This is a genomic window from Bacillus sp. NPDC077027 (genome assembly GCF_050269555.1).
Classification (GTDB): Bacteria; Bacillota; Bacilli; order Bacillales; family Bacillaceae; genus Bacillus.
In genome coordinates this window covers 300,003-325,698 of record NZ_JBNNIO010000002.1, presented here as the reverse complement: position 1 = coordinate 325,698, position 25,696 = coordinate 300,003, and the positions used below count along the sequence as shown (strand labels likewise).

Sequence of the window (25,696 nt, the reverse complement as noted above, 5' to 3'; positions counted from 1 at the left end):
AACTATTTTCCTTCTTATCTATCGCTTTTGATTGACAAGAACTTTGTGAAGAAGGGAGCTACCTCCAAGTAGAGGAATCACTTGGAATTTTATTGAGGGGGGATGAGGTAGGTTGAATAGTTAGAAAACGTTCAGTTCATTGATTTTTCAATTGCTGACGGCTATAATTTTGTTGATTATGATTCTCATTTTCATATTGATTTTTAATGAAGAAAAGGATGACTTCGATAGTGCAGGATAAACGAGCAGTTCATCAAAAGCGATCATCAAACGTTTTATTAGTTTTACTATTTATGGGAGCGGCTGCTTGTTTATTAGTGGCGATGTTTTTTGCTATTTCACATGGGGCGAAGTCGCTATCCCTTCAAACGGTGTGGACAGCTGTGTTTGATTATCATCCAGATGTGACCGAGCAACAGATTATCCATGAACTACGGTTGCCGCGCGTGTTAGGCGCAGCACTCGTGGGTGCAGCTTTTGCAGTAGCAGGTGCTTTAATGCAGGGAGTAACGAGAAATCCGTTAGCGGATGCAGGGATATTAGGTATTAATGGTGGAGCGATGTTTGTCGTTGCCCTTTGTTTTGCTTTTTTCCCAGCTATTCCTTATTCGGCATTAATGTTTTTCTCGTTTTTGGGTGCTGTATTCAGCACTGTCCTTATTTTCGCAATTGGTGCAGCAGGCAGGGCGCTGACACCGATGCGCCTGACTATTGCAGGTGCTGTTGTAGCAGCATTATTACATTCGCTTAGCTCTGGCATTGCCATTTACTTTAATCTTAGTCAAGACCTTGCCTTTTGGTACGCTGGCGGAGTCGCAGGTGTGAAGTGGTCCCATTTACAGGTACTAGTCCCAATCATCTTGAGTGTGATGGCATGGGCTGTATTATTAGGTCGTTCTTTGTCGCTGATATCGCTTGGTGAAGACGTAGCGGCAAATTTAGGAGTGAAAACGAAGCAAACGAGAATACTAGGCATGACAGCAGCTGTCATTTTGGCTGGTGTATCTGTTTCAGCCGTTGGATCGATTGGTTTTGTCGGATTAGTGATTCCTCATATTGCGCGTAAGCTGGTAGGTGTGAACTATCGATTGATCATTCCGATGTCCTCCATTTTAGGGGCAATGCTACTCGTGTTAGCTGATTTAGCTGCACGTACTGTTAGCCCGCCTCGAGAGCTTGCAATTGGGGTAATGGTTGCTCTCGTTGGTGTTCCTTTCTTTCTGTATATTGCTAGAAAAGAGGGGAGGAATCTGTCGTGAAGGAGAAAAAGCGTGCCCTATTTGTAACGGCTGTTTTACTCTTTTTGAGTGCGGCAGTGGTGCTTTACAGCTTAAATACTGGAACACTCAAACTCAGTCCGCTAATGGTGATGAAAACGTTGTTTGGCTTTGGGGACTTTCAAAGTGAAACGGTTCTGTTTGATTATCGACTTCCCCGCATTGTCATTACGATCCTAGCCGGAATAGGATTAGGGGTTGCTGGCGGTATTTTGCAAAGCTTATCTCGTAATCCGTTGGCTGATCCAGGAATTATTGGTTTAAATGCAGGTGCTGCGTTTGGTTTGACGATTTATGTGACCTATTTTCATGCAATGGAGGGGAATCCCTCCCTCCTGATCCCGTTGTTTACCTTTGGCGGTGGTCTCTTAGCGGCAACAGTGATTGTTTTGCTTGCATATGATCAGTCACATGGCCTGATCCCGATTCGGCTCATTCTCGTGGGCATTGCGGTTGCTGCCGGTTTTAGTGCGATGACATTGTTTCTGTCTTTGAAGCTTGATGAAGATACATACACATTTGCATCAAGGTGGCTTGTTGGGAACGTCTGGGGAAGAGATTGGGTTCATGTGGTGGCACTCCTTCCGTGGATTGTGCTCCTTGTCCCATTATCCATCATGCAGTCAAACACATTAAATGCGCTTACCCTTGGAGATACAGTTGCTTCTAGTGTGGGTGTGAGTGTTCAAAGAAAACGGCTGCTTCTACTCGCTCTAGCTGTTGGTTTATCTAGTGCGAGTGTTTCAATGGCAGGTGGTATTGGCTTTATTGGACTTGTTGCTCCCCATCTGGCTAGACGGCTTGTTGGATCGTTGCATCAGCATTTCTTGCCTGTCAGTGGACTCATCGGTCTCTTCATTTTAGTGACGGCTGATACAGTGGGTAGGTCCATTTTTGAACCGAATGCTGTTCCTGCTGGGATTGTTGTTGCCTTTATAGGTGCACCTTATTTTTTATATTTGTTATCAAAAACGAAATAAACAAAGAAAGAGGAAAACATCATGAAAAAATTAATCATACTTGGTATGACCATCTGCTTGCTTATCCTTGCAGCGTGTGGGCGACAAGATACGAATGAATCTGCAAGTCAAGATAAAGAAACAAAGGACGGTACACCGAAAATCGCTTCATTATCCATTCATTTGACAAATGATTTGTTGGCACTTGGTATCACACCTGCTGGTTCGGTTGTTGGTGGAGAATTGAAAGATTTCCTTCCACATGCAAAAGAACAGCTGAAGAATACGAAAAAACTGGGGATTGCAGCTGATCCAGATATGGAATCCCTGCTTGCCTTAAAACCTGATGTGATTTATTTAGATGAAGAGTTAGCAGGACAAGACCTGTCTAAATACAAAAAGATTGCAAAAACGGAAGTATTTAATTTGAATGATGGAACATGGCGTGATCACTTGAAAAAAATCGCTAAGCTAGTGGAGAAAGAAAAAGAAGCAGACGCATATATAAAAGATTATGATCAGGAAGCCAAAGAAGTCAAATCACTCATTCAAAAGAAAATCGGGAATGGAAAAGTGATGGCAATTCGTGTCACAGCAAAAGAACTTCGCGTTTTCAGCACAAAACGTCCAATGGGGCCGATTTTATTTGATGATCTAGGACTAGCTCCTGCAAACGGTGTGAAACAAATTGATAGCAATCAGCCATTTGAAGTCATTTCTCAAGAAGTTCTCCCAGATTTTGATGCGGATGCAATATTTGTCGTTGTCAATCGTGATGACAAAGCGCAAAATGCGTACAAGCAATTAGAGCAAACACCGATCTGGAAAGGTCTAAAGGCAGTGAAAAACAACCATGTCTACAAAATTGCTGATCAACCTTGGCTTGATTATTCAGCATTAGGAAATAAAATGGCTATGGATGAAGCGAAAGACATGTTCTCTAAATAATCTAAAACAATGGCATCATTCCAAAAGAACTGGGATGATGCTTCTTTTTATGATATGTCTTCTAATGAACATGGAATTGCATACATATGAGAGTGAACGAGCAGTGACATGCCGTTTCAAAAAAGGTGAAATGGAAAGGGGAAGATGTTCTGATGGAGATACAAAAAATTAGTGCAGGAACCATTACAAGGCTCGTCTTACTTCTTCTAGCACTTATCAACAGCGGTCTTACCGCAGCTGGTAATAGTCCTATTCCGGTCAATGAAGAAGGCGTTCAACAATTCATTACATTAGCCTTTCTAGGCATTACGTCTTTATGGGCGTATTGGAAAAACAATGATATTACAAAAAAAGCACGTACAAAGAAAGCAGAATAAGAGAAAAAAGAGCCTTTTTTGCAAAAAGGCTCTTTTTCATGTTTGAACAGCACTAGGACTGCTCTACCCGCTTGTTCTTACTTCCTGACTGATTACGTTCTGTGTTGTCCCATGTTTGTGAGAAAGGCCCTGACTTCGTCAACGGATAATCCGATTGCTTTTGCTTCAAACATGAGTTGCTTCCACTCCGTTATATTGGAGTCTGTTAGCTTTCGATTCATCGTTGCTAACGTTTTCTCTTCTTGTTCCTTTCGGAATGTCTGTAAGAGCTGATAAAGTTCTTCTTTAGGCATGCCAGATTGGACGGCATTCACAAGGTGTTGCCGCCACTCATGATCGCCATCTGTTTGATTCAGCATCATGGTCTCTGCATCAAACAATTCCTGCAAATCGACTTCAAGAGTAGAGGATACCTTTCTTAAAAACTGGACAGAGGGATTCTGATGCACACCCCGCTCAATCTTACTCAGATAGGACTTAGAGACCTTTGCATCTTCTGCCAGCTGATTAATTGAATACCCTTTTCTCTTTCGATAAATACGTATCACCTTTCCAATCATTCTATATATGATCTCCCTTCTCCCCAACGAATGATTCTGCATCTTTTGTTCATTATAAGGAATAAAATGTTCTTTATAAAATTCAAAAACGTAAGAAACAGGAAGTAAACAAAAGAAAACGAACGATATTGTTCTTTAAAAAGAACTATAAGACCTATTATGACATTTTTCTTTGCGGGTATTATCTTTTATAATCCAATCATTAACAAAAAGAAACCATATATAACCTTTTTATGTTGGGATCGGGAGGTATCTATGAATGAGAATATAGGTTTTAAGCAGCTGTTTTCTGTCATAAAAGAGAAAATGGCACTTCTGATCTTGATTGCCCTCATCGTAACGGGCATTTCAGCCTACTATCAGTTTTATGTCTCGACTCCTGTATATCAAGCATCGACACAAATTCTCGTTCATAAACGAAGCAATGATGCACAAACAAATTTAAACGATATTCAGATGAACCTTCAATATACACGTACCTTTCAAGTCATGCTTAAGAGTCCACTTGTGATTGAAAAAGTAAAAGAAAAACTGCAGCTCGCTGAGTCCTCTGAAGGCTTAAAACACAAAATTGCCACAAGTACAGAAAATGAGTCGGAAGTCATAAATATTTCTGTGCAGGATGAAGACCGAGCACTTGCTGTTTCCATTGCAAATACTGCAACAGAAGTGCTGCAAGAAGAAATTAAAAAAACGATGAATATGGATCGTATTCATGTTTTGTCTGAAGCGAAAATTGCGAATACAATCCTTATCAATTCAAGACAATTTATCAATGTTGTGATGGCACTAGGGGCTTCTTTATTAGGGGGGGTTACATTTATTTTCTTAATGAATTTGCTCGATGATACTGTAAAACGAACACATCAAATCAGAGAAGAGATCGGATTGCCGTCACTTGGTAGTGTCTACATGATGCAAACAGACAGGAGGTCTGGAAAAGGAAAGCAGTCCGTGATTACAGGGGGACAGAACCTTGATATTTAAGAGGAAGAAACGAAATAAACGTGATTTATCTTGTATTTCTGTACTGAATCCCCATTCTGTCATTGCAGAGCAATTCCGTACCATTCGTACAAATATTGAATTTACTTCTATCCAGACAAGGGTGAAGTCCATTTTGGTCACGTCTTCCTTACCAAAGGAAGGGAAGTCGTTTACTGCCGCCAATTTAGCCGCTGTGTTTGCCCAACAAAAAAAAAGAGTGCTCCTGATGGATGCTGATTTGCGTAAGCCGACAGTCCATCAATACTTTGAATTGGAAAATCATAATGGTTTGACGAATGTGCTTTTAAACAATTGTCGTTTGGAGGATGCCATTTTACAAACACCTGTTGAGCATTTAGAGCTTCTGCCGAGTGGGGCGATTCCGCCCAATCCAGCAGAACTGCTGTCATCTTTGGTGATGAAGCAACTGTTTTATGAAGTTGAACAATTATATGACATGGTCATTGTAGATTCTGCTCCACTTCTGCCAGTCGCGGATAGCCAAATCTTAGCGAACCGTACAGACGGCAGTATTCTCGTCGTATTAAGCGGTAAAACAAAAGTAGATGCGGTCAAAAAATCGAAAGAAGTACTTGAAGGAACGACCGGAAAGTTACTTGGCGCAATGTTAAACGGTAAAAAACAGAAGAAGAGCAAATTATATATGTATTAAACCAGTTTAAAGGTGATGTCTCCTAATCTATAACAATGGAGGTACTCGGTCCTGCTGTGGGCAGCTTTTTTATTAGTAGCGTGCCTTAGATGCTCGTCATCAAAGGTGGGATGTGAGGATGGGTTCGATGCCCATAGTAATTTCCGTTATTTATTTTTGAAAGAGGGGGAGGAACGTTGACTTACGCCCAAAGATTATCAATCATCGTCGCACTAGATTCATATTTAATATTAGTGGCAGTCTTTTTTGGTTTTCAATTTGTGCAAGAGGCGGCTTTAACTGTTTATACATTTGAAATGCTTACCATTTCCTCGTTAAGTCTCTTAGTGGGACACCATTTCTTTGCTCACATTTTTCATGTGTACAAGCAGGTGTGGGCTTATACAGGAGTGAGAGAATTGTTTTCATTGATGAAGACATTTATTTGCTCGATGTTATTTTCGATGTCTATGCTTCTTATTTTTGTCCAAACGCTACCATTTCGGTTTTTATTCATTGTTTGGCTATTTCATGTGCTTTTAATTGGTGCATCCCGCATGGCATCCCGTTTATTCCAATTTGGGGCAAAACGAATGCAAGAGGAGAGGGAACGTGCTTTAATCATTGGCGCTGGATCGGCAGGCACTTTAATTGTTCGCCAGTTGCAACAATCGAAGGATGTAAGCATTGAGCCGGTTGCTTTTATTGATGATGACAAAACAAAGCACAAGCTTGAAATCATGGGATTACCTGTACTTGGCGGAAAAGAAAAAATACAATCTGCCGTTGTGATGATGGACATTCAAAAAATTATCATTGCCATCCCGTCAAAAAGCAACCGAATGTTGAAAGGCTTGTATAAGGAATGTGTCGCAACAGGGGTTAAAACACAGATTATGCCGGAGATGGAGCAAATTTTAAAAGGAACACATGCCCTTAATCAATTAAGGGATGTACAACCTGAAGATTTGCTAGGGAGAGAACCGATTCAATTGGATACGAGCCAGTTATCTGCCACTTTGAAGGACAAAACGATACTGGTGACAGGAGCAGGCGGCTCTATTGGATCTGAAATCTGTCGTCAAATTTGTGTGTTTGAACCAAAAGCAATTGTCCTCTTAGGGCATGGGGAGTACAGCATTCATTCTATTTTACTAGAACTGAGAGAACTTTACGGAGAGAGTATCGCCTTATATCCACAAATTGCGGATATTCAAGATAAACAAAAAATGATCGATATCGTTGGTCAATTTCGGCCGGATATGGTGTACCACGCAGCCGCACATAAGCATGTACCATTAATGGAGATCAGTCCAAAAGAAGCAGTGAAGAATAATATCATTGGAACGAAAAATGTGGCGGAGGCAGCTGATTTACATGGAGTAGAAACGTTTGTGTTAATTTCATCTGATAAAGCAGTAAACCCAGCGAATATCATGGGAGCGACAAAGCGATTTGCTGAAATGGTGATCATGCAAATGGGAGGGGAAAGTCAGACGAAATTTGTCGCTGTGCGATTCGGCAATGTATTAGGAAGTAGGGGAAGCGTCATCCCTATTTTTAAGAAGCAAATCGAAAAAGGTGGTCCAGTCACTGTGACACACCCTGCCATGACTCGATATTTCATGACGATTCCTGAAGCATCGCGCCTTGTGATTCAAGCAGGTGCACTTGCAAAAGGCAGGCAAATCTTTGTTCTTGATATGGGGGAACCTGTTAAGATTGTCGACCTCGCTGAAAATCTCATCCATCTCTCTGGCTACACAACAGACCAAATTCCAATTACATATACCGGTATTCGTCCCGGAGAAAAGATGTACGAGGAATTGCTGAACCAGCATGAAAAAGCACAAGAACAAATCTTTCCTAAAATTCATATCGGTCATGCATTAGATGGTGATCAAAATGTGCTAGATCGGTTTATACAAGACTTTGTTGAAATGGACGAACAGCGTGTAAGAGAATGTTTGTTTACTGCGATCCAATCAACAGATCCTTTGATGGTCAATGCGCAGAGGGAGGAGAGAGTGCATGCAGAGGAAAGTCTTGTTTTGCGCAACGGTTGACTACCATTTTAAAGCCTTTCACCTTCCTTATTTTCAATGGTTTAAAGAACTAGGCTGGGAGGTGCATACTGCATCAAATGGCCACCTAAAACTGCCATATGTTGATCAGTCGTTTCGACTCCCTATTCAGCGCTCACCCTTCCATCTGCAAAACAGCAAAGCTTATGTGCAGATGAAACAATTGCTGAGATCACATCATTACGATCTCATTCATTGCCATACGCCAATGGGAAGTGTCATCACACGACTTGCAGCAAGAAAAACACGTAAGAAAGGTACACAGGTCATATACACCGCTCATGGCTTTCATTTTTGCAGTGGTGCTCCAATCAAGAACTGGCTTTTGTACTATCCAGTAGAAAAAATGCTTGCGGCATCGACGGACTGCCTGATCACCATCAACGAGGAAGATTATAAGAGGGCATTGAAGCTTTCTAACGGACGAGCGTCTGTTCATCATTTACATGGAGTAGGTGTAGATACAAAACGCTTTGCTCCAGTGAATGGTGATCAAAAACAAATGCTCCGCCTCAAGCATGGTTTTAATGAGCAGGAGTTTATTGTGCTTTATACAGGTGAATTAAATCAGAATAAAAATCAAAGCATGTTGATCAAAGCATGTGCGTTTCTCAAGCCTCATATTCCACATTTAAAGGTCGTTTTTGCAGGTGAAGGAACAAGTAGAACCTCTTATGAACAATTGGTACAAACGCTTGGAATCGAACAGAACATACAATTTGCCGGCTTTTGCAAAGATATTGAAGAATGGGTGAACCTTTGTGATGTATGTGTCTCGACCAGCCTAAGAGAAGGGCTTGGCATGAATCTGCTTGAAGGAATGTCAGCTGAAAAACCAGTTGTTGCGACAAACAACAGAGGCCATCAGGAGCTTGTGAAAGATGGTGTGAACGGTTTTTTAGTGGAGCCTCATGACGTGGATGCACTTGCTCATTATTTGCATCAGCTTTATCTTGACCGAAATTGCCTTGGTTTGATGGGGAAAGCAGGAAGATCTATTGCCCTCCAATTTGCGAAGGAACGAACAGTGGAAGAGATGGCAGACATTTATACAAACCATATGAAGAAAACAGAAAAGGTGATCAATCATGCATAAGCCAAAAGTGTCAGTGATTATGGGTGTCTACAATTGCGAAGATACCGTAACAGATAGCATTGAGTCGATTTTGAACCAAACCTATGAAAATTGGGAACTCATTATTTGTGATGATGCATCAACAGATGGCACGTATGAGCATATGTTGAGATATGCCACATCCTTTCCAAAGCAAATCAAACTCATTCAAAACAAGCACAATCAGAGATTGGCAGCTAGTCTTAACCGTTGTTTAGCTGAAGCGACAGGAGAACTAATTGCTAGACAAGACGGTGATGATCTCTCGCTTTCTACCCGTTTTGAAAAGCAGGTTCACTTTCTTCAGGCACACCCTGAGTATGATGTTGTTGGGACAGGAATGATCGTATTTGATGAGTCAGGAACAAGAGGTGTCCGTACGATCACAGCAGAGCCACAAAAACATGTGCTTGCCAAAGGCACACCGTTTTGCCATGCAACGATCATGATGAGAGCGGTTGCCTACCGTCAGCTTAATGGCTATCGCTCAGTGAAAGCAACGAGACGTATGGAGGATATTGATTTATGGATTCGTTTTTTTGAAGCGGGAATGCGAGGCTTTAATTTGCAAGAGCCTTTATATCGTGTGAGAGAAGATGAAGCAGCCTTTATGCGTCGGAAGTTTCGTTATTCCATTGATAATGCTGAACTTGTCATAAAAGCATGCTGGCGACTAAAACTAAGTCCAATTTGTTATATGTTTGCCCTAAAACCAATTATTCGGTCAATGATGCCTCCAAAGGTGATGAGTATGTATCATAAGAGGAAGTTAGGCAGGACCATTCTGAAAGGAAGAGCGATTCAGGATGAGTGAGACTAAACGTATTTTGCATATTGTCGGTGGCATGAACCGTGGTGGTGCAGAGACCATGATTATGAATTTATATCGCGCTTTAGATCGAACAAAAATCCAATTTGATTTTGTGTCACATCGCTATGATTCCTGTGATTATGATGATGAAATTAGACATTTAGGCGGGCGTATTTTCTATGTGCCAAGTATCGGTCAAACATCACCTATCTCATTTGTGAAAAAGCTTAGTGAGACAATCAAACGAACGGGTCCTTATCAAGCGGTACATGCACATACTGATTTTCAAACAGGTTTCTCAGCACTGGCTGCCAAACTGGCTGGTGTTCCGATTCGGATTTGTCACTCACATAATACCGCATGGAAGAAGAATCAAAATTGGATAGATTCATTGATGCTTAAAGGGTTACGTCAGTTGATTTTATCCTTTTCTACACAACTGTGTGCATGTGGTGAAGAAGCCGGTGTTTTTTTATTTGGCAAAAGGAAGATGGACAAAGGGCGGGTTGAAGTACTCCCAAACGGGATTGATATTGACATCTTCAATCAGCAATCAGAGCTATCGAAGGATCGTGTAAAAAAGCAGCTCAACCTGAATGAAAATCGGATGATCATTGGGCACATCGGACGTTTTCATGAACAAAAAAATCATCCATTCCTTTTAGCCATTGCCCGTCAGTTAAAAAAACAAGGTGTCTCCTTTCAACTTGTGCTCGTTGGAGATGGACCATTAAGATCAGAAATGGAAAAGGTTGTTCTGCGCGAAGGACTTCAGGAAGAGACGATTTTTACCGGTGTGGTGGAGGAAGTTCCGCTGTATATGAGAGCGTTCGATGTATTTGTCATGCCCTCTTTGTTTGAAGGACTTCCTCTTGTGTTAGTAGAAGCACAGGCATCTGCACTCCCTTGTATCATATCGGATCACATTACAGAAGAAGTGGACATCGGGTGCGGACTTGTCAAACGAATATCGCTCAATGCATCAGAATATTTGTGGATGAAGGAAATTCTCGAAGCGTATCATAGTGATCCGCCAAGGAGAGAACTGATCATGTCTGCACTTGCGGATAAAGGCTTTGATGTTAAAGGCAATGTCACTCGAGTGATGAATTTATATGGAATGTAAGGGATGAGAGGCAAATGGCAGTCTACATGGTGAACATGATCATTGTCTATTTATGGTCGAGCTTTGCCGCTTACTATGGTAGACAAGACGATACCATTCAAAGTGGCTGGCGGCCAAACGTACTTTTTTTGCTCATCCCCTTTTTATCAATGAGTACTGTTGCAGGTATCCGTTACAAAGTTGGAACAGATTTTGTCACATATGGCCAAATGTACGAGTTCTCAGTTCTTTATGAAAAACCATGGCATATTTTTGGAATTGGTGAAAGTAAGGCAGCGACTGATCCGGGGTTTACGTTTATTTTGTGGATGCTCAATCATATGACAGATAATCCGCAGATCATGTATGTCACGGTTGGGGCTTTCACCTATTTTTTTGTCATCAAAACACTTTATATTTATGGACGGCCGTTTGAGCTGAGTATGCTTTTGTTTCTTGGTACCTTTCATTATTATGCATCGTTTAATGGGATTAGGCAGTATATGGTTGCTGCAGTTCTTTTCTATGCGATGCGTTATGTGATCAAAGGACAGTGGAAAATCTATTTTGCGATCGTTCTCTTTTGTTCATTGTTCCATTCGTCCGCTTTTATTATGATCCCCACCTATTTCATTGTCAGAACAAAAGCATGGTCATGGATGATGCTTGTGCTCTGTCTTATTTTTTTGGGGCTAACGGCATTGTATGATCGCTTCCTGTCTGTATTTATTGTCATGCTTCAAGGTAGCTCATACGGTCACTATGAAGAATGGTTAACGAACAATACGAATGGAATGAATGTGACCAAAATTGGTGTATTGATCTTACCACTTCTGCTTGCTTTTTTGTATCGTGACAAGCTGCGTGAGCTTTCACCAGACAGTGATTACATCGTAAACTTTTGTCTGCTCGGTTTCCTATTTGGTGTGCTTGCAACAAAGGATGTCATCTATGCAAGATTTAACATTTATTTTGGCTTGTATCAGCTCATTTTACTACCATATTTCACCCGAATTTTTGATCAGAAAACCAATGTCTTTATGTATATCGCATTAGCTGTTTGCTATATCTTGTACAGCATCATGCTCATGCCTTATGATTCTTCTGTTTTACCATTTAGAACGATTTTTTCAAAGTAGGTTAAAAGAAAGAGGGATAGATGTGAATATGCCTGCTATCAGTCTACTAGTCGCTGTCTATAACACAAGTCAATATGTAGAGAAGTGTCTCCGCTCCATTGCTGAACAAACCTTTTCAGAGATAGAGGTCATCCTAGTGAATGATGGATCGACGGATCATTCCGCGGATATTCTTGAGCAATTTACGAAACGGGACAAGCGATTTCGGGTCATCCACCAGCCGAATCAAGGGCTAGGTGCTGTTAGAAATAAAGGGATTGAGGAGGCTAAGGGAGAGTATGTGGCCTTTATCGATTCCGATGATACACTCGATCCTGATTATTGCATGAAGTTATATGAAAGAGCGATGGCTACCGACGCGGATGTGGTGGTAAGTGACTATTTTATACAATTTGAACAGTCGAACCGGACACTGTCGACAAGTATGTTTGGGAATCAAAAAGTTGGAAACAAAGAGCGCTTGATCAAGGATTTGTTACATGGGAATATCACAGGTTTTTCGTGGAATAAGTTGTACCGGCGATCATTTTTAGAAAAGTACCATATTCGATTTCCGTTACGAGATGAGCTGGAAAACATTGAAGATCAATATGTGACCCTTAGATGCTTTTATTTGGCGAATGTCATTGCATTTGTTCATCAGCCACTCTACTATTATCGGGTGCATGTATCTTCTATTGTACAGCGGTATCAGAAGCATTATTTTCAACATGGCCTTGTTTTATATCAAGCACAGCAGGACTTTCTAAAGAAACATCATGCACTCAAGCATTTTGAAAGTGCGCTACATTTCTTTCTTGTCAATCATGGGATCAACTGTATGCTCAACGAATGGAAAAGCCATAACAAGCGACCGGTTCAACAGAAAATAGCGCATATTCGTGAGATTAGTACAAACAAAGCGTTCACACATGCTATGAAACAGATCGAGAGAACATGGCTGACGGAGCGTAAACGAACGGTCTTCTTTTTAGCAAAATATCAATTGTTTTATTTGTTGTATGTAGCAACAGCAGGTTATCAGAAAATCATAGAATATAAAACCAAAAAATAGGAAGTGATCATTGTGATGCTACAGCAATTGAAAGCAAATTTGGCAGAGTGGCTACTTCTGAAAGTGAAATATCCGTGTGAATACATGTTCAGTCGCTCAAGTCTACCAGCAATAACAAAGCAGAAAAAAATAATTCTTACCCTGTTACCGACACATGACAACCTAGGTGATCATGCGATTGCTTATGCAAGCTATCGTTTTTTGAAAGAGCATTTTCCTGAATATCAAATCATTGAGGTCGAAATGAAAGATATTTATCGCATGGCACGACCGCTAAAGAAAGCACGACATGACGATGACCTTGTTTGTATCATTGGCGGAGGGAATATGGGGGATTTGTATCGCTATGAGGAGTGGACAAGACAGTTTATTATCAAGACCTTTCGTGCATATCGCACGATTCAACTGCCTGCAACCGTTCATTTTACGGATACGAAAAAAGGACGAAAAGAGAAGAAGCGTGCCATCAAGTCGTATACTGCCCATCCACACCTGCTTCTCATGGCACGAGATCACACGACATATGAATGGATGAAGATACACTTTCCAAAAAAAAGTGTATGGAAGCAGCCTGATATGGTGCTTTACTTGCAAGAAACAGACAAAGAAAGCAAGCGAGAAAGGGTTTTGCTATGCCTTAGGGAGGATAAGGAAGCCTATCTACCTCGGCAGCAGCGCAAGCAACTGATTGATAGTATTGTCGGTGAATACGAATATGTCTCATTTTTCACAACGACCATTGGTAAAAGAGTGGACAGAACGACGCGCTTAGACGAGCTATCCCGTTTATGGAAGCAGTTGAGAGAGGCAGAGATCGTCGTGACAGATCGCCTACATGGCATGATTTTTTGCGCGATAACCAATACCCCATGTGTCGTGTTAAGATCCTTTGATCATAAAGTGATGGAAGGGTATGAGTGGATCGCCCATCTCCCTTTTATCACCCTATTAAAAGAGCCGAATGATGCGAATGTCAAAAAAGCGATGACTGAGCTGTTGAAAACAGAGCCTACTGCAAGCGGAACAAAAGGGGAGGAAGCAGGATGAATGCTTCAAGGCTCTGCGGGATGAGACAATGAGTCGTGCGTTTCTTTACAATCTGAGCGCCAATTTAATCACCTTTTGTTTAATGATCGTCTTATCAGTTTGTTTAACGCCTTATATTGTGCGAACACTTGGAATTGAAGCCTTCGGGCTAATTCATTTGACACAAAATATGGTGAATTATTTATCGGTCATTACGGTGGCGTTAAGTGCGGTCGTCGTTCGATTTTTCTCAGTGGCAGCACATAGAGGGGATATAGAAAAAGCCAAAAGCTATCTCACTACCTATCTCGCAAGTTCAATTGTTGTTTCGTTGTTTCTGCTCATTCCTTTTATCATTCTTTCTTATCAGTTCACGCATTGGCTACACATTCCTGTACATCTTGAGCATGATACACAGATCGCCTTTTTCATAGGGGGTCTTTTATTTATGCTCAATTTTGTCATGTCAGGCTTTGGAGCTGCTCCTTTTTATGCAAATAAACTGTATGTCACAAGCTTTGGTCAAACGATACAAATGGTATGTAGAGTCGGCAGTATTGCTGTGTTCTTTTCTTTCGTTACACCTCGAATATGGCATATCTCGCTCGCCGCCCTGATTGGGGGAGTGGTCGCATTATGTGTAGCTATCTATTATTTCAAAAAATTAATTCCGTGGTTTGAGTTTAAGTGGCGGCACGTATCATTTTCTTCCGGTATTGAGCTTGTTCGATCGGGAATATGGAATTCTTTTGAGCAAATGGGCGTTTTGCTCTTTTTACAAATTGATTTGTTTATGGCAAATCTACTTCTTGGTGCAGGTGAGGCAGGGAAATATGCGGCGATTTTGCAGTTCCCCCTCTTACTACGGACACTTGCTGGTACGCTTGCGGTAGTATTTGCACCAACGATTACGAAATACTATTCAGCTGGAGATGAAGAAGGGCTTGTTCAGTATGCGGCAAAGGCAATCAAGCTAAATGGCTTGTTCATCGCATTTCCAGCGGCTCTGTTAGGCGGACTATCAGGACCACTTATCACCATATGGCTTGGGCCCTCATATCAAAATTTACAATGGCTGTTGATGATCCACGCTGCTTATTTAGTCATGACATTAATGTTCTTACCGCTTACGTATGTCCCGACCGCTTTTAACCGTTTTAAAATACCAGCGGTTGTCACCTTGCTACTCGGTATTTTGAATGTGCTACTTGCCTATGGATTAAGTAGTAACGCTCAACTTGGTTTGTACGGCATCGCGCTTGCAGGTGCATTTGTACTCATGGTGAAAAATCTATTCTTTTTGCCCCTTTATACAGCAAAGGTAACAGGAAAGAGAAGTTTGATTTTTTACAAGAATACATGTGTACCGCTCGTCGGTGCTTTGTTGGTTTGGGGAGTATGTACCCTGATTCAGCTTGTCTACAGCCTATCTACATGGTGGGAATTATTCGGCATCGCTGGAATATGTACGGGGATATACGGTATATATCTCTACCGATTTGCAGGCACAAAACAAGAAAGAGCAAAGCTTATTCAAAAAGTAAAACAAGTAACAGGGCATCATACTGTCACTCGTTGATTTGAAAAAGGAGCATTTAACATGGATTCAAAAAGAATCATAGATATTACTGTTTCTCTCTTATTGCTCATTCTATGTAGTTTCATCTTGCTACTAACATATTTACTAATCAAATGGAAAATTGGTTCACCCGTGATGTTTAAACAGGAGAGACCGGGATTACATGCACGTCCTTTTACTTTATATAAATTTCGTACGATGACAGATGACCGAAATGAACAAGGACAATTATTACCCGATCACCTGCGTTTAACAAAAACAGGGGCACTGGTTCGTAAATGGAGTCTGGATGAGCTGCCACAGTTGATCAATGTACTCAAAGGAGATTTAAGTCTTGTAGGACCTAGACCGCTTCTCAAGGAATACTTGCCACTTTACACACCAAAACAAGCGAAGCGACACCTTGTGAAGCCTGGTATCACAGGATGGGCACAAATTCACGGCAGAAATGCGATCACCTGGGAGGAGAAATTTAAGTATGACGTGTGGTATGCAGAAAATCATTCTTTTTGGTTAGACGTCAAAATTTTGCTCATAACGGTTCTCAAAGTGATCAAGTCAGAGGGGGTGCAACAGCCTGATCAAGCAACAGTTGAAAAATTCAAAGGAACAAAAACACAATAAGCAAAAGATCGCACTCATCGGAGCTGGCGGACATAGCAAGGTGGTTCAGGAGATCATCACAGAGCATCCAGAATATGAACTATCAGCCATACTAGACGATCGTTTCACCCAGGTGGAAGAGCGTCATGGTGTGATGTTTGCTCCTATTTCATTATGTCATGAGCTGATCAGCATGAACGCTGAGATCAAATGGTTTATTGCGATTGGCAGAAATGAATCCAGACAGAAGCTAATAGAGCGTCTGTCTTTTCGTCTTGACCAATATGCAACGTTGATTCATCCATCAGCCATAGTTAGCCAATCAGCTCAAATTGGTGTTGGAACAGTCATCATGGCACAGGCAGTTGTTAATGCAAGTGCTAAGGTTGGTGATCACGTCATTATCAATACTGGCGCTGTAGTAGAGCATGATTGCGCGATTGAATCCTACGTTCACGTCTCACCAAAAGCCGTCTTGACAGGGAATGTATCTACTTTGGAAGGGGCACATGTCGGTGCAGGTGCTGTTGTCATTCCAGGGAAAACAATTGGTAGGTGGAGTACGATTGGCGCAGGAGCTACAGTGATATCAAATATACCAGCAAACGTGACCGCTGTTGGTGTGCCAGCAGTTGTCATGAACGATAACTAAAAGGGTGGAAAATATGATAGAAACGAAGCGAATATATTTATCTCCTCCACATATGAGTGGGCAAGAGTTGAACAGAGTAGATGAAGCATTTAGAACAAACTGGATTGCGCCGCTAGGACCACTCGTCAATCAGTTTGAGCACGAAGTTGCAACATATGCAGGCGTCAAAGCAGGTGCCGCCCTTTCATCAGGTACGGCAGCTATTCATCTAGCGTTAAAGCTGACCGGTGTAAAAAAGGGCGATTGCGTGTTTTGTTCCACACTTACCTTTATTGCCAGTGCTAATCCGATTTTGTATGAACAAGCAGAGCCTGTCTTCATTGATTCAGAGGAAGACACATGGAATATGTGCCCAATAGCATTAGAAAAAGCACTCACTGAAGCAAAACAGCAGGGGAAACGCACACGTGCTGTCATTGTAGTGAATTTATATGGACAAAGTGCCAAGATGGATGAAATCGTGGCACTTTGCGAAGCTTATGATGTTCCCATCATTGAAGATGCCGCAGAATCATTAGGTTCGACATATAAAGGACGAAAAAGCGGCTCAATCGGTATGTATGGCATTTATTCATTTAATGGCAATAAAATCATTACCACATCAGGTGGAGGGATGCTGATGAGCAATGATGAAGAAGCGATTGAACAAAGTCGTTACCTCGCATCACAAGCAAGAGAGCCCGCTATTCATTATGAACATCAGGTCATAGGCTACAATTATCGAATGAGCAATGTACTTGCCGGTATCGGAATCGCGCAAATGAAGGTGCTAGACGAACGTGTTGAAGCAAAACGACGTATTTTCCAACGCTACGAAGAAGCCCTTTCACCACTGGAAGGGATCACATTTATGCCAGAATATGAAGAAACAACCTCTAATCGCTGGCTTACCACATTGACGCTTGACGACCGATTGAACATTCGCCCTGAAGAAATAGTGACCGCCTTTGAAAAAGAAAATATTGAAGCACGACCTGTATGGAAACCGCTACATCGCCAACCATTGTTTCAAGGGTGTTCATTCTATACACAACATACAGAAGCATCTGTCTCGGACAGGTTATTTCAAACAGGCCTCTGTTTACCATCAGGAACAAGCATGACAAAAGCGGAGCAAGGGCGGGTTATTGATATCATGTATCGCATCATTCAAAAGAAAAAACACTAACTTCAAAGCTGCTAGCAATTAGCAGCTTTTTCCACTTTTGTTTTCATCGAAAATACCTTTTCAAAACAAACTTCTCTGAAAATGGTAATAAAGTCACGTGAATGTAAAATCCAATTATTTGTTTATCTTATAATGATGTTGACAAGTGTATGTCCGCTCCTTAAAATGAAAATGATTATCAACATCATTTAGGAGGAACATCATATGTTTAACCGGAATAGTAGTCTGAAAATTAAGATAAATATTGTGCTAACAATTCTTATGTCCATCTTATTAGTGGGATGTACAAGTGCAAATAATTCAACAGAAAAAGATGATCATAAAGATAGAATCACAGTTGCTTGGCCGAGGGATGTAGGTGAAATGAATCCACATGTTTACAATCCTTCGCAGCTATTTACACAGTCTATGGTATATGAGCCATTAGTCAGCTATCAAGATGGAGGGAAGCTGAAGCCTCATTTAGCTAAATCTTGGGATATTTCTAATGATGGAAAAGTGTATACGTTCCATTTACGTAACAACGTCAAATTCTCTGATGGAACGGAATTTAATGCGGAAATCGTGAAAAAGAATTTTGATACGATTTTAAAAAATAAAGATTTACATAGTTGGTTAGGGTTTATTACGAAAGTAGCGAAAACAGAGGCAATTGATAAGTCGACATTTCAACTGACCTTAACAGAGCCATATTACCCAACAATTCAGGAATTAGCTGTTGTTCGACCAGTACGTTTCTTAGGTGAAGCTGGCTTTCCAAAAGATGGTGATACATCAAAAGGTGTAACAAAACCAGTAGGAACAGGTCCATGGGTGTTAGAAAAATATAAAGCAGATGAATATGCAATCTTCAAACGAAATAACAAATATTGGGGAGAAAAACCGAAAGTAAAAGAAATCAAAGTAAAAGTGATCCCTGATGCTGAAACGAGAGTCCTCGCCTTTGAAAAAGGTGAATTAGATTTGATTTACGGAGAAGGTACGATTAGTTTAGATGCATACAAACAATTAGAATCAACTGGGAAATACGAAACAATCTTGTCTGAACCAGTTGCGACAAGACAGCTTGTCATGAATACAAAGGTTGATCAGCTTGCTGACGAGAAAGTGCGTCATGCTTTACAATATGCAATGAATAAACAATCCATGGTAGATGGGATTACTTCTGGATTAGAGGAAACAGCAGATCATCTTCTCCCAACAAATTTACCATACACTTCGGATATTAAAGTCAAAACAATAAAATACGATGTAGAAAAAGCTAAAAAGCTATTAGATGAAGCTGGATGGAAGCTATCTAAAGGGAAAGAAGTTCGTGAAAAGAATGGAAAAGCTCTTGAGTTTAGCTTGATGTATGATGCAGCAGAATCAATTCAAAAAGCGATGGCTGAAACTTTACAAGCAGAATGGGCAGCAGTTGGTGTCAAGTTAAAGCTTGAAGGGGTAGAGCTAGCCACTCAAATTCAGCGATTTAAAGGAAATCAGTTCGATATGAACTTCTTCAGTAACTATGGTGCACCTTATGATCCACATACTTTTGTGAATATCGTTGCATCGAAAGGTTTTGGATTTCATGAAGCCATTTCAGCTTATCCGAATCAACAGAAATTAATGAAACAGATCAATAAAGTACCGCAAACTACTGATGAAAAAGAACGTCAACAACTGTATTCATCTATATTAACATCATTGCAAGACCAAGGAGCCATTGTGCCAATCTCATATGTTAAAAAGACAGCCGTTTATCAAAAAAATGTGACGAATTTTCACTTCCCAGCAAACCGGGATGAGCATCCATTCACGGGGATTGGTTTAAAGTAAAACACTAGGAGGCTTTTATGGGCAACTATATATTGAAACGAATACTGTCCATTATTCCAGTGTTTCTCTTAGCAGCACTTCTGACAACTGGAATGATTCATCTTTCACCAGTTGACCCTGCTGAGGCTTATGTAGCAGCGGCTCATATCCAACCGACAGATGAAATATTATCTCAAAAAAGACATGAATTCGGTTTAGATCAACCGTTTTTCATTCAATATGTGAATACGATCAAAAAGATATGCCAGTTTGACTTTGGCATATCTTATGTTTCTCATAAAGCTGTTTTAGATGAAGTTGTGTATCGAATGCCAACAACAATACAGCTGGCAATTAGCAGTTTGATCATTGCTGTACTCGTCAGTGTACCTCTCGGCTTTTTAGCTGGAATCAGGAAAAATGGGGTTGTGGACAACGTAAGTCGCATCATCTCCTTTTTAGGTGCATCCATTCCAACATTTTGGTTAGGTTATCTATTGATTTTCTTCTTTTCGGTTAAATTAGATATTCTACCAGTGGAAGGAGTTGGGACATGGCAACATCTTATTTTGCCTTCTATTACATTGGCACTTCCATTAATTGCGATGTACACAAGACTATTACGTGCGAGTGTCATTGATATTTTGCAAGAACCCTTTGTTCAATTTGCGAGAATAAGAGGATTGAAAGAGAACGCTATTATGGCTAAACATGTACTGCGAATTGCTATATCTCCAATGATTACGGGGCTAGGAATGAACCTTGGGAAATTGCTCACAGGCACGATTATTGTGGAGGTTGTTTTTTCATGGCCGGGATTTGGTCGATATTTTATTGAAGCCATTTTCAATCGAGATATTCCTGTTATTCAATTTTATGTGTTGATGGCTGCTTGCCTATTTATTGTCAGTAGCTTAATCGTAGATCTCATACAAATGTTGATTGATCCTCGTATATCTAGGAAGGCAGGGCATCAAAAATGATTTCAAAAATAAGCCGTATTTTTAAACATCAAAAAGTCATTCCGATATGCGGGATCATTCTTAGTATCCTCTTGATCATCACTATATTTGCGCCGTGGATTGCACCACATGATCCCGTTACTGTCAATTTAGCTGTGAAATTGCAATCTCCATCTTGGGAATATCCGCTAGGAACGGATCACTTAGGAAGATGCAATCTATCACGTATTTTATATGGTGCACGTATTTCATTAGGTTGTGCTCTCCTTATTTTCGTTTCATCATTAGTGATTGGTTTAATGATTGGCACAATTTCTGGATACAAAGGTGGCTGGCTGGACCAAATCCTGATGAGGGTATGTGATGGTGTCATGGCATTCCCGAATCTGGTACTGATTCTTGGACTAGTTGGCATATTTGGACCAGGGCTTCCTCAAGTTGTTTTAGCGCTCATGCTTGTTCAATGGGTATACTATGCAAGAATATTTAGAGGAATGGTTCTCAGTTTGAAAGAGCAGAACTTTATTGCAGCGGCAAAAATAAGTGGCTCGTCGCAATGGAAGATCATGAAATCGCATATCATTCCGAATGTACTCCCACCACTTGCAGTCATGGGAACATTAGAAATGGGATGGGCCATCATGGATATTTCTGCGATGTCCTTCCTTGGTTTAGGGGTTCAACCTCCTTTAGCTGAATGGGGAGCGATGATTCATGAAGGTAAATCATATATCCGGACAAATCCTGAATTAATGCTGTATCCAGGGGTGGCGATTATGCTCGTGGTTGTGACCTTTAATTTATTAGGGGAAGCATTATCAGAACGATACGGGATCAAACGTCGTTTTTAAAAAAGGAATGAGTTCGTTGAAAAAAGAACAGTCAACCGTATTAAAAGTGAAAGATTTAAATGTGCAGACGAAAACACAAAATGGTACGACACCGCTTGTTCAAGATATCAATTTTGAATTAAAAAGCGGGCAAATCCTCGGATTGATTGGGGAAAGCGGGTGCGGAAAAACGGTGACAAGTATGTCTATTCTTCAACTGCTTGACCAAAAAACCACAAAGGTGACAGGAAGTATCACTTTAAACGGCCATGAATTGAATGGATTAAATGAAAAAGAGATGCGGAAAATTCGCGGTAAAGACATTTCATATATTATGCAAAATCCGATGAGTGCTTTTACTCCTGTTTTTACAATTGGACATCAAATGATTGAAACCATTCTTTGTCACACCACAATGAATAAGAAACAAGCAAGAGAACGAGCAATAGATGCGTTACAACATGTGAATTTACCTGATCCTGCAAAACTTTTAACCTATTATCCTTTTCAAATGAGCGGTGGAATGCTACAGAGGGTCATGATTGCCATCTCTGCATGTTTACACCCCGCTTTATTGATTGCTGATGAACCGACAACTGCTTTGGATGTCAATAATCAAATGGCAGTCCTACGTCACTTAGATCATATTCGAAGTGAATACGGCTCAGCCATTTTATTAATCTCTCATGATCTAGGTGTCATTGCGGAAATGGCAGATGAAGTGATCGTTATGCGCCAGGGGAAAATTGTAGAAAAGGCAGACGTATTCCAACTCTTTGATGAACCTCAGCATGAATATACAAAGAGTTTATTAGATGCACGTTCAGCTATTCCTAACGATCGAGTTTGATATGAGGTGAACAAGTGAGTTTATTACAAGTCAATGCAGTCACACATCAATATACAGCCCGAACATTGTTTAAATGGAAAAACAATTCAAATGATGTGTTATCCAATGTCCAGTTCTCAATTGAGGAAGGGACTTGCTTAGGTATGCTCGGGGGAAGTGGAGCCGGGAAAAGTACATTGGGAAAAGTGATTCTTGGTCTAGAGCGACCACGTTTTGGACAAATCCTCTTTGAAGGTCAAGATATTTATAGAGCAGACAAACAAACAAGGAAAGAAATCCGCCGGAATCTACAAGCCGTTTTTCAAGACTCATACTCATCTTTTAACCCTCGTATGACGGTAGAAGGCATTATGGCAGAGCCACTTGAAAACTATGAAAAACTAACAATAGCTGAACAAAAACGGACGATCATTGAATTGTTGGAGAGAGTCGGGCTATGTGAACATGATCTAAGAAAATATCCTCACCAAATGAGTGGTGGTCAATTACAGCGTGTGAATATTGCAAGAGCCATATCACTTAAACCTAAGCTCATCGTACTCGATGAATCTGTCAGTAGCTTAGATATGGTGACACAATCGGTTATTTTATCCTTACTAAAAGAGCTGAAAGATGAATTTGGATTATCGTATCTCTTTATTACACATGATTTGACAGCGGCATATCGCATAAGTGATAGATTAGCAGTATTAGATAAGGGAACATTGGTGCAGTTTTTTGATTCGAAACATCACTTTTTCTCTTCTGAACATGAGGTTGTCAAAGAGATGAGGGATTCCATTCTTGCTCAGCACCCTCGCTCTCGTTCGATTGGTAGGCGAGAAAGGCAAATGTCATGACTCAGTGTATATTCGTGGAAGGCCTCGACTCGTATCGAGGCTCATTTTGATTCTTTTTCAACTACCCATAGAAGGAGGCTTACCCAGTGAATCATCGTGCATACCTTGCTTTGGCGATCCCTCTAACGCTTTCAACGATGACGACGCCATTATTAGGAGCTGTGGATATAGCAGTTGTTGGACAGTTATCCAATCCAGCATACATTGGGGGAGTAGCTGTAGGTAGTCTTATTTTTAGCACACTATATTGGGTATTTGGTTTTTTACGTGTGAGTACATCCGCATTTGCTGCCCAAGCGAACGGAGCGGATCATTCAGAGCAGGGCGTACTTGCCTTGGCACGTCCTTTTTTAATCGCTCTTATTGTGGGGATGTGTTTTATCTGTTTCCAATGGCCAATTATAAATGCAGCATTTCTCATCATATCACCAGATTCAGATGTCAGTCGGTTTGCTGCTAATTATTATCATATTCGAATTTGGGGAGCGCCGTTCACTTTAATGAACTATGTCATTTTAGGTTGGTTGATGGGAATGGCGAAAATTAAAGAAGCCCTCTTTTTACAAGTCCTGATGAACATCATGAATATGGTGCTGGCTATTTTGTTTGTACACATATTTTCTTTTGCTGTAAAAGGAGTCGCAACGGCAACATTGGTTTCTGAAATGACCGCCTTTGTGTTAGGTGTCGTCATGATTTTAAAGGCGTCTCCCTATTCTATTAAAATGCCTTCTTTCCAAGCGTTAATTGACAGCCAAGCGATCAAGAAGATGTTTCATGTGAATAAAGATTTGTTCATACGTACGATTTGTTTACTCGTTGTGATTAATATGTTTACAGCTCAAGGCGCGTCGTTTGGAACAGAGGTACTAGCTGCTAATGCCATCTTATTTCAAATTCATTATATAATGGCTTATTTTTTTGATGGATTTGCCAATGCCTCTAGTATTCTCGTTGGCAGGGCTGTTGGATCAAATGACCGAAATCTTTATCAAAAAACATTGACGCTCTCAAGGCAATGGGCGGTTGTGACTGCCTTTGTCATCGCAAGTATCTATGGTGTTTTCCGAGAAAAAATCTATTCATTATTTACTAATTTACCTCAGTTGATTGAGCTTACAATGACATATGGATCATGGCTTATTCTCTATCCATTTGCAGCTTGTTTTGGGTTAGTCATCTATGGCGTTTTCACTGGTGCAACAGAGGTTGCTCCTGTGAGAAATTCGATGATATTTGCCATGATATTGTTTATTATCGTGCATTTGATGGTCACACCTATTTGGCATAACCATGGACTATGGTTTGCTTTTATTATTTACACGATAGGGCGTTCAGGTTTTCTTATCATGTATACGCCTAGATTGCATTTGAAATTTTCGTCACCGAAAAAGAACCCTCTGGTTGACAAAGGGATAAAATGATTTTTTATTTTAGCCCTTTGTCTTCTTTTCAGTGTGAATTGAAAGCCCTTGAAGTCTAGGAAGACTGAGTACCAGCGCGCAGATCTGACAACGAATGCGAGTGTTTGTCTACACGCCGGAACCCTCTGTGATCAACACAGAGGGTCATTTAGGATACGTTTAATCTCTATCTTTCTACAAACAATATGAATCTTCGTTTCAGAAAATAATTCAATTTCATGAAAAAGCAACCCGTCAGCGATTTGCTCAATTTCATCACATCCCCATTCGTCAATACCACGCGTACCATCTGCAACAATCTCATTTAAATTGGCGTATACGTGCCGTGTGATGTCAAAGTCGAATAAAAACCTTCGGACATGATGCCACAATACTTCATAAATGGTTTCATCAGAGTGTTCAATGATCATTTTCAGTGTGGTAGGATCTGGTCCATCAAAGTGATTGATCAGTTTCATCTCTTTTATGTACCCGTCATGGAAAGAAGTATTTAGCAGAAAGGATGCTGTATCTGTGTCAAATTGGTGAAGAATCGTTTTTAAATATTGTGCATATCCTGTTAGATCCCAATTCGCTTCATCTGTTTTAAATCTCATGTTTTCGCCTCTCTTTAGAACCAAATCAACAAATATAGGCTTTAACTCTTGCTTTTCACCTTCATATAGGCTTCGTCTAAATGCTGAATGCGTTTCAAGACTACTGCATTTTTTGTGAGTTGATCTTGAACGAGCGTGGAGACGACTGAGCGATAATAGGCATTCATCGCATGAATCTTATCTTCGTTTTGGTTCATTTGAATATGTTGTTTGAAATTATCAATAAAGTAAGGAACTGAAAAAAGTTCAGTCATGTAAATCACTCCTTTTCGTATATGTACGGTCCTAAGTTATTCGTGT

26 protein-coding genes are annotated in these 25,696 nt (G+C 40.6%); 23 read left to right on the top strand and 3 right to left on the bottom strand.

Features of this window, described 5'->3' with window-relative positions; genetic code table 11:
- Positions 1-206 precede the first annotated feature (206 nt).
- The 4 genes from ACQKEZ_RS07260 to ACQKEZ_RS07245 all read left to right on the top strand — a co-directional run bounded on the left by ACQKEZ_RS07260 (position 207) and on the right by ACQKEZ_RS07245 (position 3,561).
- A complete protein-coding gene (locus ACQKEZ_RS07260) occupies positions 207-1,259 on the top strand; it encodes a FecCD family ABC transporter permease (RefSeq protein ID WP_427299643.1) in 1,053 nt (350 codons plus the stop codon).
- Positions 1,256-2,257, top strand: a complete 1,002-nt coding sequence (locus tag ACQKEZ_RS07255) for a FecCD family ABC transporter permease (protein WP_427299642.1) — start codon at positions 1,256-1,258, stop codon at positions 2,255-2,257. Before ACQKEZ_RS07260 ends, ACQKEZ_RS07255 begins: the two co-directional genes overlap by 4 nt.
- An 18-nt stretch (positions 2,258-2,275) precedes the next feature.
- Complete coding sequence (locus ACQKEZ_RS07250) at positions 2,276-3,184, top strand: ABC transporter substrate-binding protein (protein ID WP_427300501.1); 909 nt, start codon at positions 2,276-2,278, stop codon at positions 3,182-3,184.
- A 152-nt stretch (positions 3,185-3,336) separates the two neighbouring features.
- Positions 3,337-3,561 carry a phage holin gene (locus ACQKEZ_RS07245; protein ID WP_427299641.1) on the top strand — a complete coding sequence of 75 codons (225 nt, stop codon included), beginning with the start codon at positions 3,337-3,339 and terminating at the stop codon, positions 3,559-3,561.
- 92 nt (positions 3,562-3,653) lie between these two features.
- On the opposite strand, the gene slrR is transcribed toward ACQKEZ_RS07245, so the two are convergent.
- Positions 3,654-4,121, bottom strand: coding sequence for an HTH-type transcriptional regulator SlrR (slrR, locus tag ACQKEZ_RS07240; protein ID WP_427299640.1), 468 nt, complete (start codon positions 4,119-4,121; stop codon positions 3,654-3,656).
- 255 nt (positions 4,122-4,376) lie between these two features.
- Here slrR and ACQKEZ_RS07235 point away from each other — a divergent pair, with 255 nt between their 5' ends.
- From ACQKEZ_RS07235 to ACQKEZ_RS07145, 19 genes are all read left to right on the top strand, one after another.
- Positions 4,377-5,108: a YveK family protein gene (locus ACQKEZ_RS07235; RefSeq protein ID WP_427299639.1), complete on the top strand. Its 732-nt coding sequence runs from the start codon at positions 4,377-4,379 to the stop codon at positions 5,106-5,108.
- Positions 5,098-5,781: a CpsD/CapB family tyrosine-protein kinase gene (locus ACQKEZ_RS07230; protein WP_427299638.1), complete on the top strand. Its 684-nt coding sequence runs from the start codon at positions 5,098-5,100 to the stop codon at positions 5,779-5,781. Before ACQKEZ_RS07235 ends, ACQKEZ_RS07230 begins: the two co-directional genes overlap by 11 nt.
- A 176-nt stretch (positions 5,782-5,957) precedes the next feature.
- Positions 5,958-7,826 (top strand): polysaccharide biosynthesis protein, encoded by a 1,869-nt coding sequence (locus ACQKEZ_RS07225; protein WP_427299637.1) that lies wholly within the window; start codon positions 5,958-5,960, stop codon positions 7,824-7,826.
- Positions 7,792-8,940: a glycosyltransferase family 4 protein gene (locus ACQKEZ_RS07220; protein WP_427299636.1), complete on the top strand. Its 1,149-nt coding sequence runs from the start codon at positions 7,792-7,794 to the stop codon at positions 8,938-8,940. The genes ACQKEZ_RS07225 and ACQKEZ_RS07220 overlap by 35 nt, the downstream gene beginning before the upstream one ends.
- Complete coding sequence (locus ACQKEZ_RS07215) at positions 8,933-9,772, top strand: glycosyltransferase (RefSeq protein ID WP_427299635.1); 840 nt, start codon at positions 8,933-8,935, stop codon at positions 9,770-9,772. Before ACQKEZ_RS07220 ends, ACQKEZ_RS07215 begins: the two co-directional genes overlap by 8 nt.
- Entirely contained in the window at positions 9,765-10,895 is a 1,131-nt protein-coding gene (locus tag ACQKEZ_RS07210; RefSeq protein WP_427299634.1) for a glycosyltransferase family 1 protein, read from the top strand. Before ACQKEZ_RS07215 ends, ACQKEZ_RS07210 begins: the two co-directional genes overlap by 8 nt.
- A gap of 14 nt (positions 10,896-10,909) precedes the next feature.
- The gene (locus ACQKEZ_RS07205; RefSeq protein WP_427299633.1) at positions 10,910-12,013 is read left to right on the top strand and encodes an EpsG family protein; all 1,104 of its coding nucleotides are present in this window, start codon (positions 10,910-10,912) and stop codon (positions 12,011-12,013) included.
- Positions 12,014-12,041: 28 nt separating this feature from the next.
- Complete coding sequence (locus tag ACQKEZ_RS07200; protein ID WP_427300499.1) at positions 12,042-13,067, top strand: glycosyltransferase family 2 protein; 1,026 nt, start codon at positions 12,042-12,044, stop codon at positions 13,065-13,067.
- A gap of 12 nt (positions 13,068-13,079) precedes the next feature.
- Positions 13,080-14,114: a polysaccharide pyruvyl transferase family protein gene (locus ACQKEZ_RS07195; protein WP_427299632.1), complete on the top strand. Its 1,035-nt coding sequence runs from the start codon at positions 13,080-13,082 to the stop codon at positions 14,112-14,114.
- A 28-nt stretch (positions 14,115-14,142) separates the two neighbouring features.
- A complete protein-coding gene (locus ACQKEZ_RS07190) occupies positions 14,143-15,672 on the top strand; it encodes an MATE family efflux transporter (RefSeq protein ID WP_427299631.1) in 1,530 nt (509 codons plus the stop codon).
- Between the two features lie 21 nt (positions 15,673-15,693).
- Positions 15,694-16,296, top strand: a complete 603-nt coding sequence (locus tag ACQKEZ_RS07185; protein WP_427299630.1) for a sugar transferase — start codon at positions 15,694-15,696, stop codon at positions 16,294-16,296.
- Positions 16,265-16,927, top strand: a complete 663-nt coding sequence (locus ACQKEZ_RS07180) for an acetyltransferase (RefSeq protein WP_427299629.1) — start codon at positions 16,265-16,267, stop codon at positions 16,925-16,927. Before ACQKEZ_RS07185 ends, ACQKEZ_RS07180 begins: the two co-directional genes overlap by 32 nt.
- A gap of 13 nt (positions 16,928-16,940) precedes the next feature.
- Positions 16,941-18,095: a DegT/DnrJ/EryC1/StrS family aminotransferase gene (locus tag ACQKEZ_RS07175; protein WP_427299628.1), complete on the top strand. Its 1,155-nt coding sequence runs from the start codon at positions 16,941-16,943 to the stop codon at positions 18,093-18,095.
- Positions 18,096-18,299: 204 nt separating this feature from the next.
- Complete coding sequence (gene nikA, locus ACQKEZ_RS07170) at positions 18,300-19,916, top strand: nickel ABC transporter substrate-binding protein (RefSeq protein ID WP_427299627.1); 1,617 nt, start codon at positions 18,300-18,302, stop codon at positions 19,914-19,916.
- A gap of 17 nt (positions 19,917-19,933) precedes the next feature.
- On the top strand, positions 19,934-20,878 hold the full coding sequence (gene nikB / locus ACQKEZ_RS07165) for a nickel ABC transporter permease subunit NikB (RefSeq protein WP_427299626.1): 945 nt from the start codon (positions 19,934-19,936) through the stop codon (positions 20,876-20,878).
- Positions 20,875-21,708: a nickel ABC transporter permease subunit NikC gene (gene nikC, locus ACQKEZ_RS07160; protein WP_427299625.1), complete on the top strand. Its 834-nt coding sequence runs from the start codon at positions 20,875-20,877 to the stop codon at positions 21,706-21,708. The genes nikB and nikC overlap by 4 nt, the downstream gene beginning before the upstream one ends.
- Positions 21,709-21,724: 16 nt before the next feature.
- Positions 21,725-22,537, top strand: a complete 813-nt coding sequence (nikD, locus tag ACQKEZ_RS07155; RefSeq protein ID WP_427299624.1) for a nickel import ATP-binding protein NikD — start codon at positions 21,725-21,727, stop codon at positions 22,535-22,537.
- 14 nt (positions 22,538-22,551) lie between these two features.
- Positions 22,552-23,376 (top strand): nickel import ATP-binding protein NikE, encoded by an 825-nt coding sequence (nikE, locus tag ACQKEZ_RS07150; protein ID WP_427299623.1) that lies wholly within the window; start codon positions 22,552-22,554, stop codon positions 23,374-23,376.
- An 86-nt stretch (positions 23,377-23,462) separates the two neighbouring features.
- Positions 23,463-24,800: an MATE family efflux transporter gene (locus tag ACQKEZ_RS07145; RefSeq protein WP_427299622.1), complete on the top strand. Its 1,338-nt coding sequence runs from the start codon at positions 23,463-23,465 to the stop codon at positions 24,798-24,800.
- A gap of 131 nt (positions 24,801-24,931) precedes the next feature.
- Here ACQKEZ_RS07145 and ACQKEZ_RS07140 read toward each other — a convergent pair whose 3' ends face one another.
- The gene (locus tag ACQKEZ_RS07140) at positions 24,932-25,396 is read right to left on the bottom strand and encodes a hypothetical protein (RefSeq protein ID WP_427299621.1); all 465 of its coding nucleotides are present in this window, start codon (positions 25,394-25,396) and stop codon (positions 24,932-24,934) included.
- Between the two features lie 41 nt (positions 25,397-25,437).
- The gene (gene yvfG, locus ACQKEZ_RS07135) at positions 25,438-25,650 is read right to left on the bottom strand and encodes a protein YvfG (RefSeq protein ID WP_427299620.1); all 213 of its coding nucleotides are present in this window, start codon (positions 25,648-25,650) and stop codon (positions 25,438-25,440) included.
- Positions 25,651-25,696: the final 46 nt, after the last annotated feature.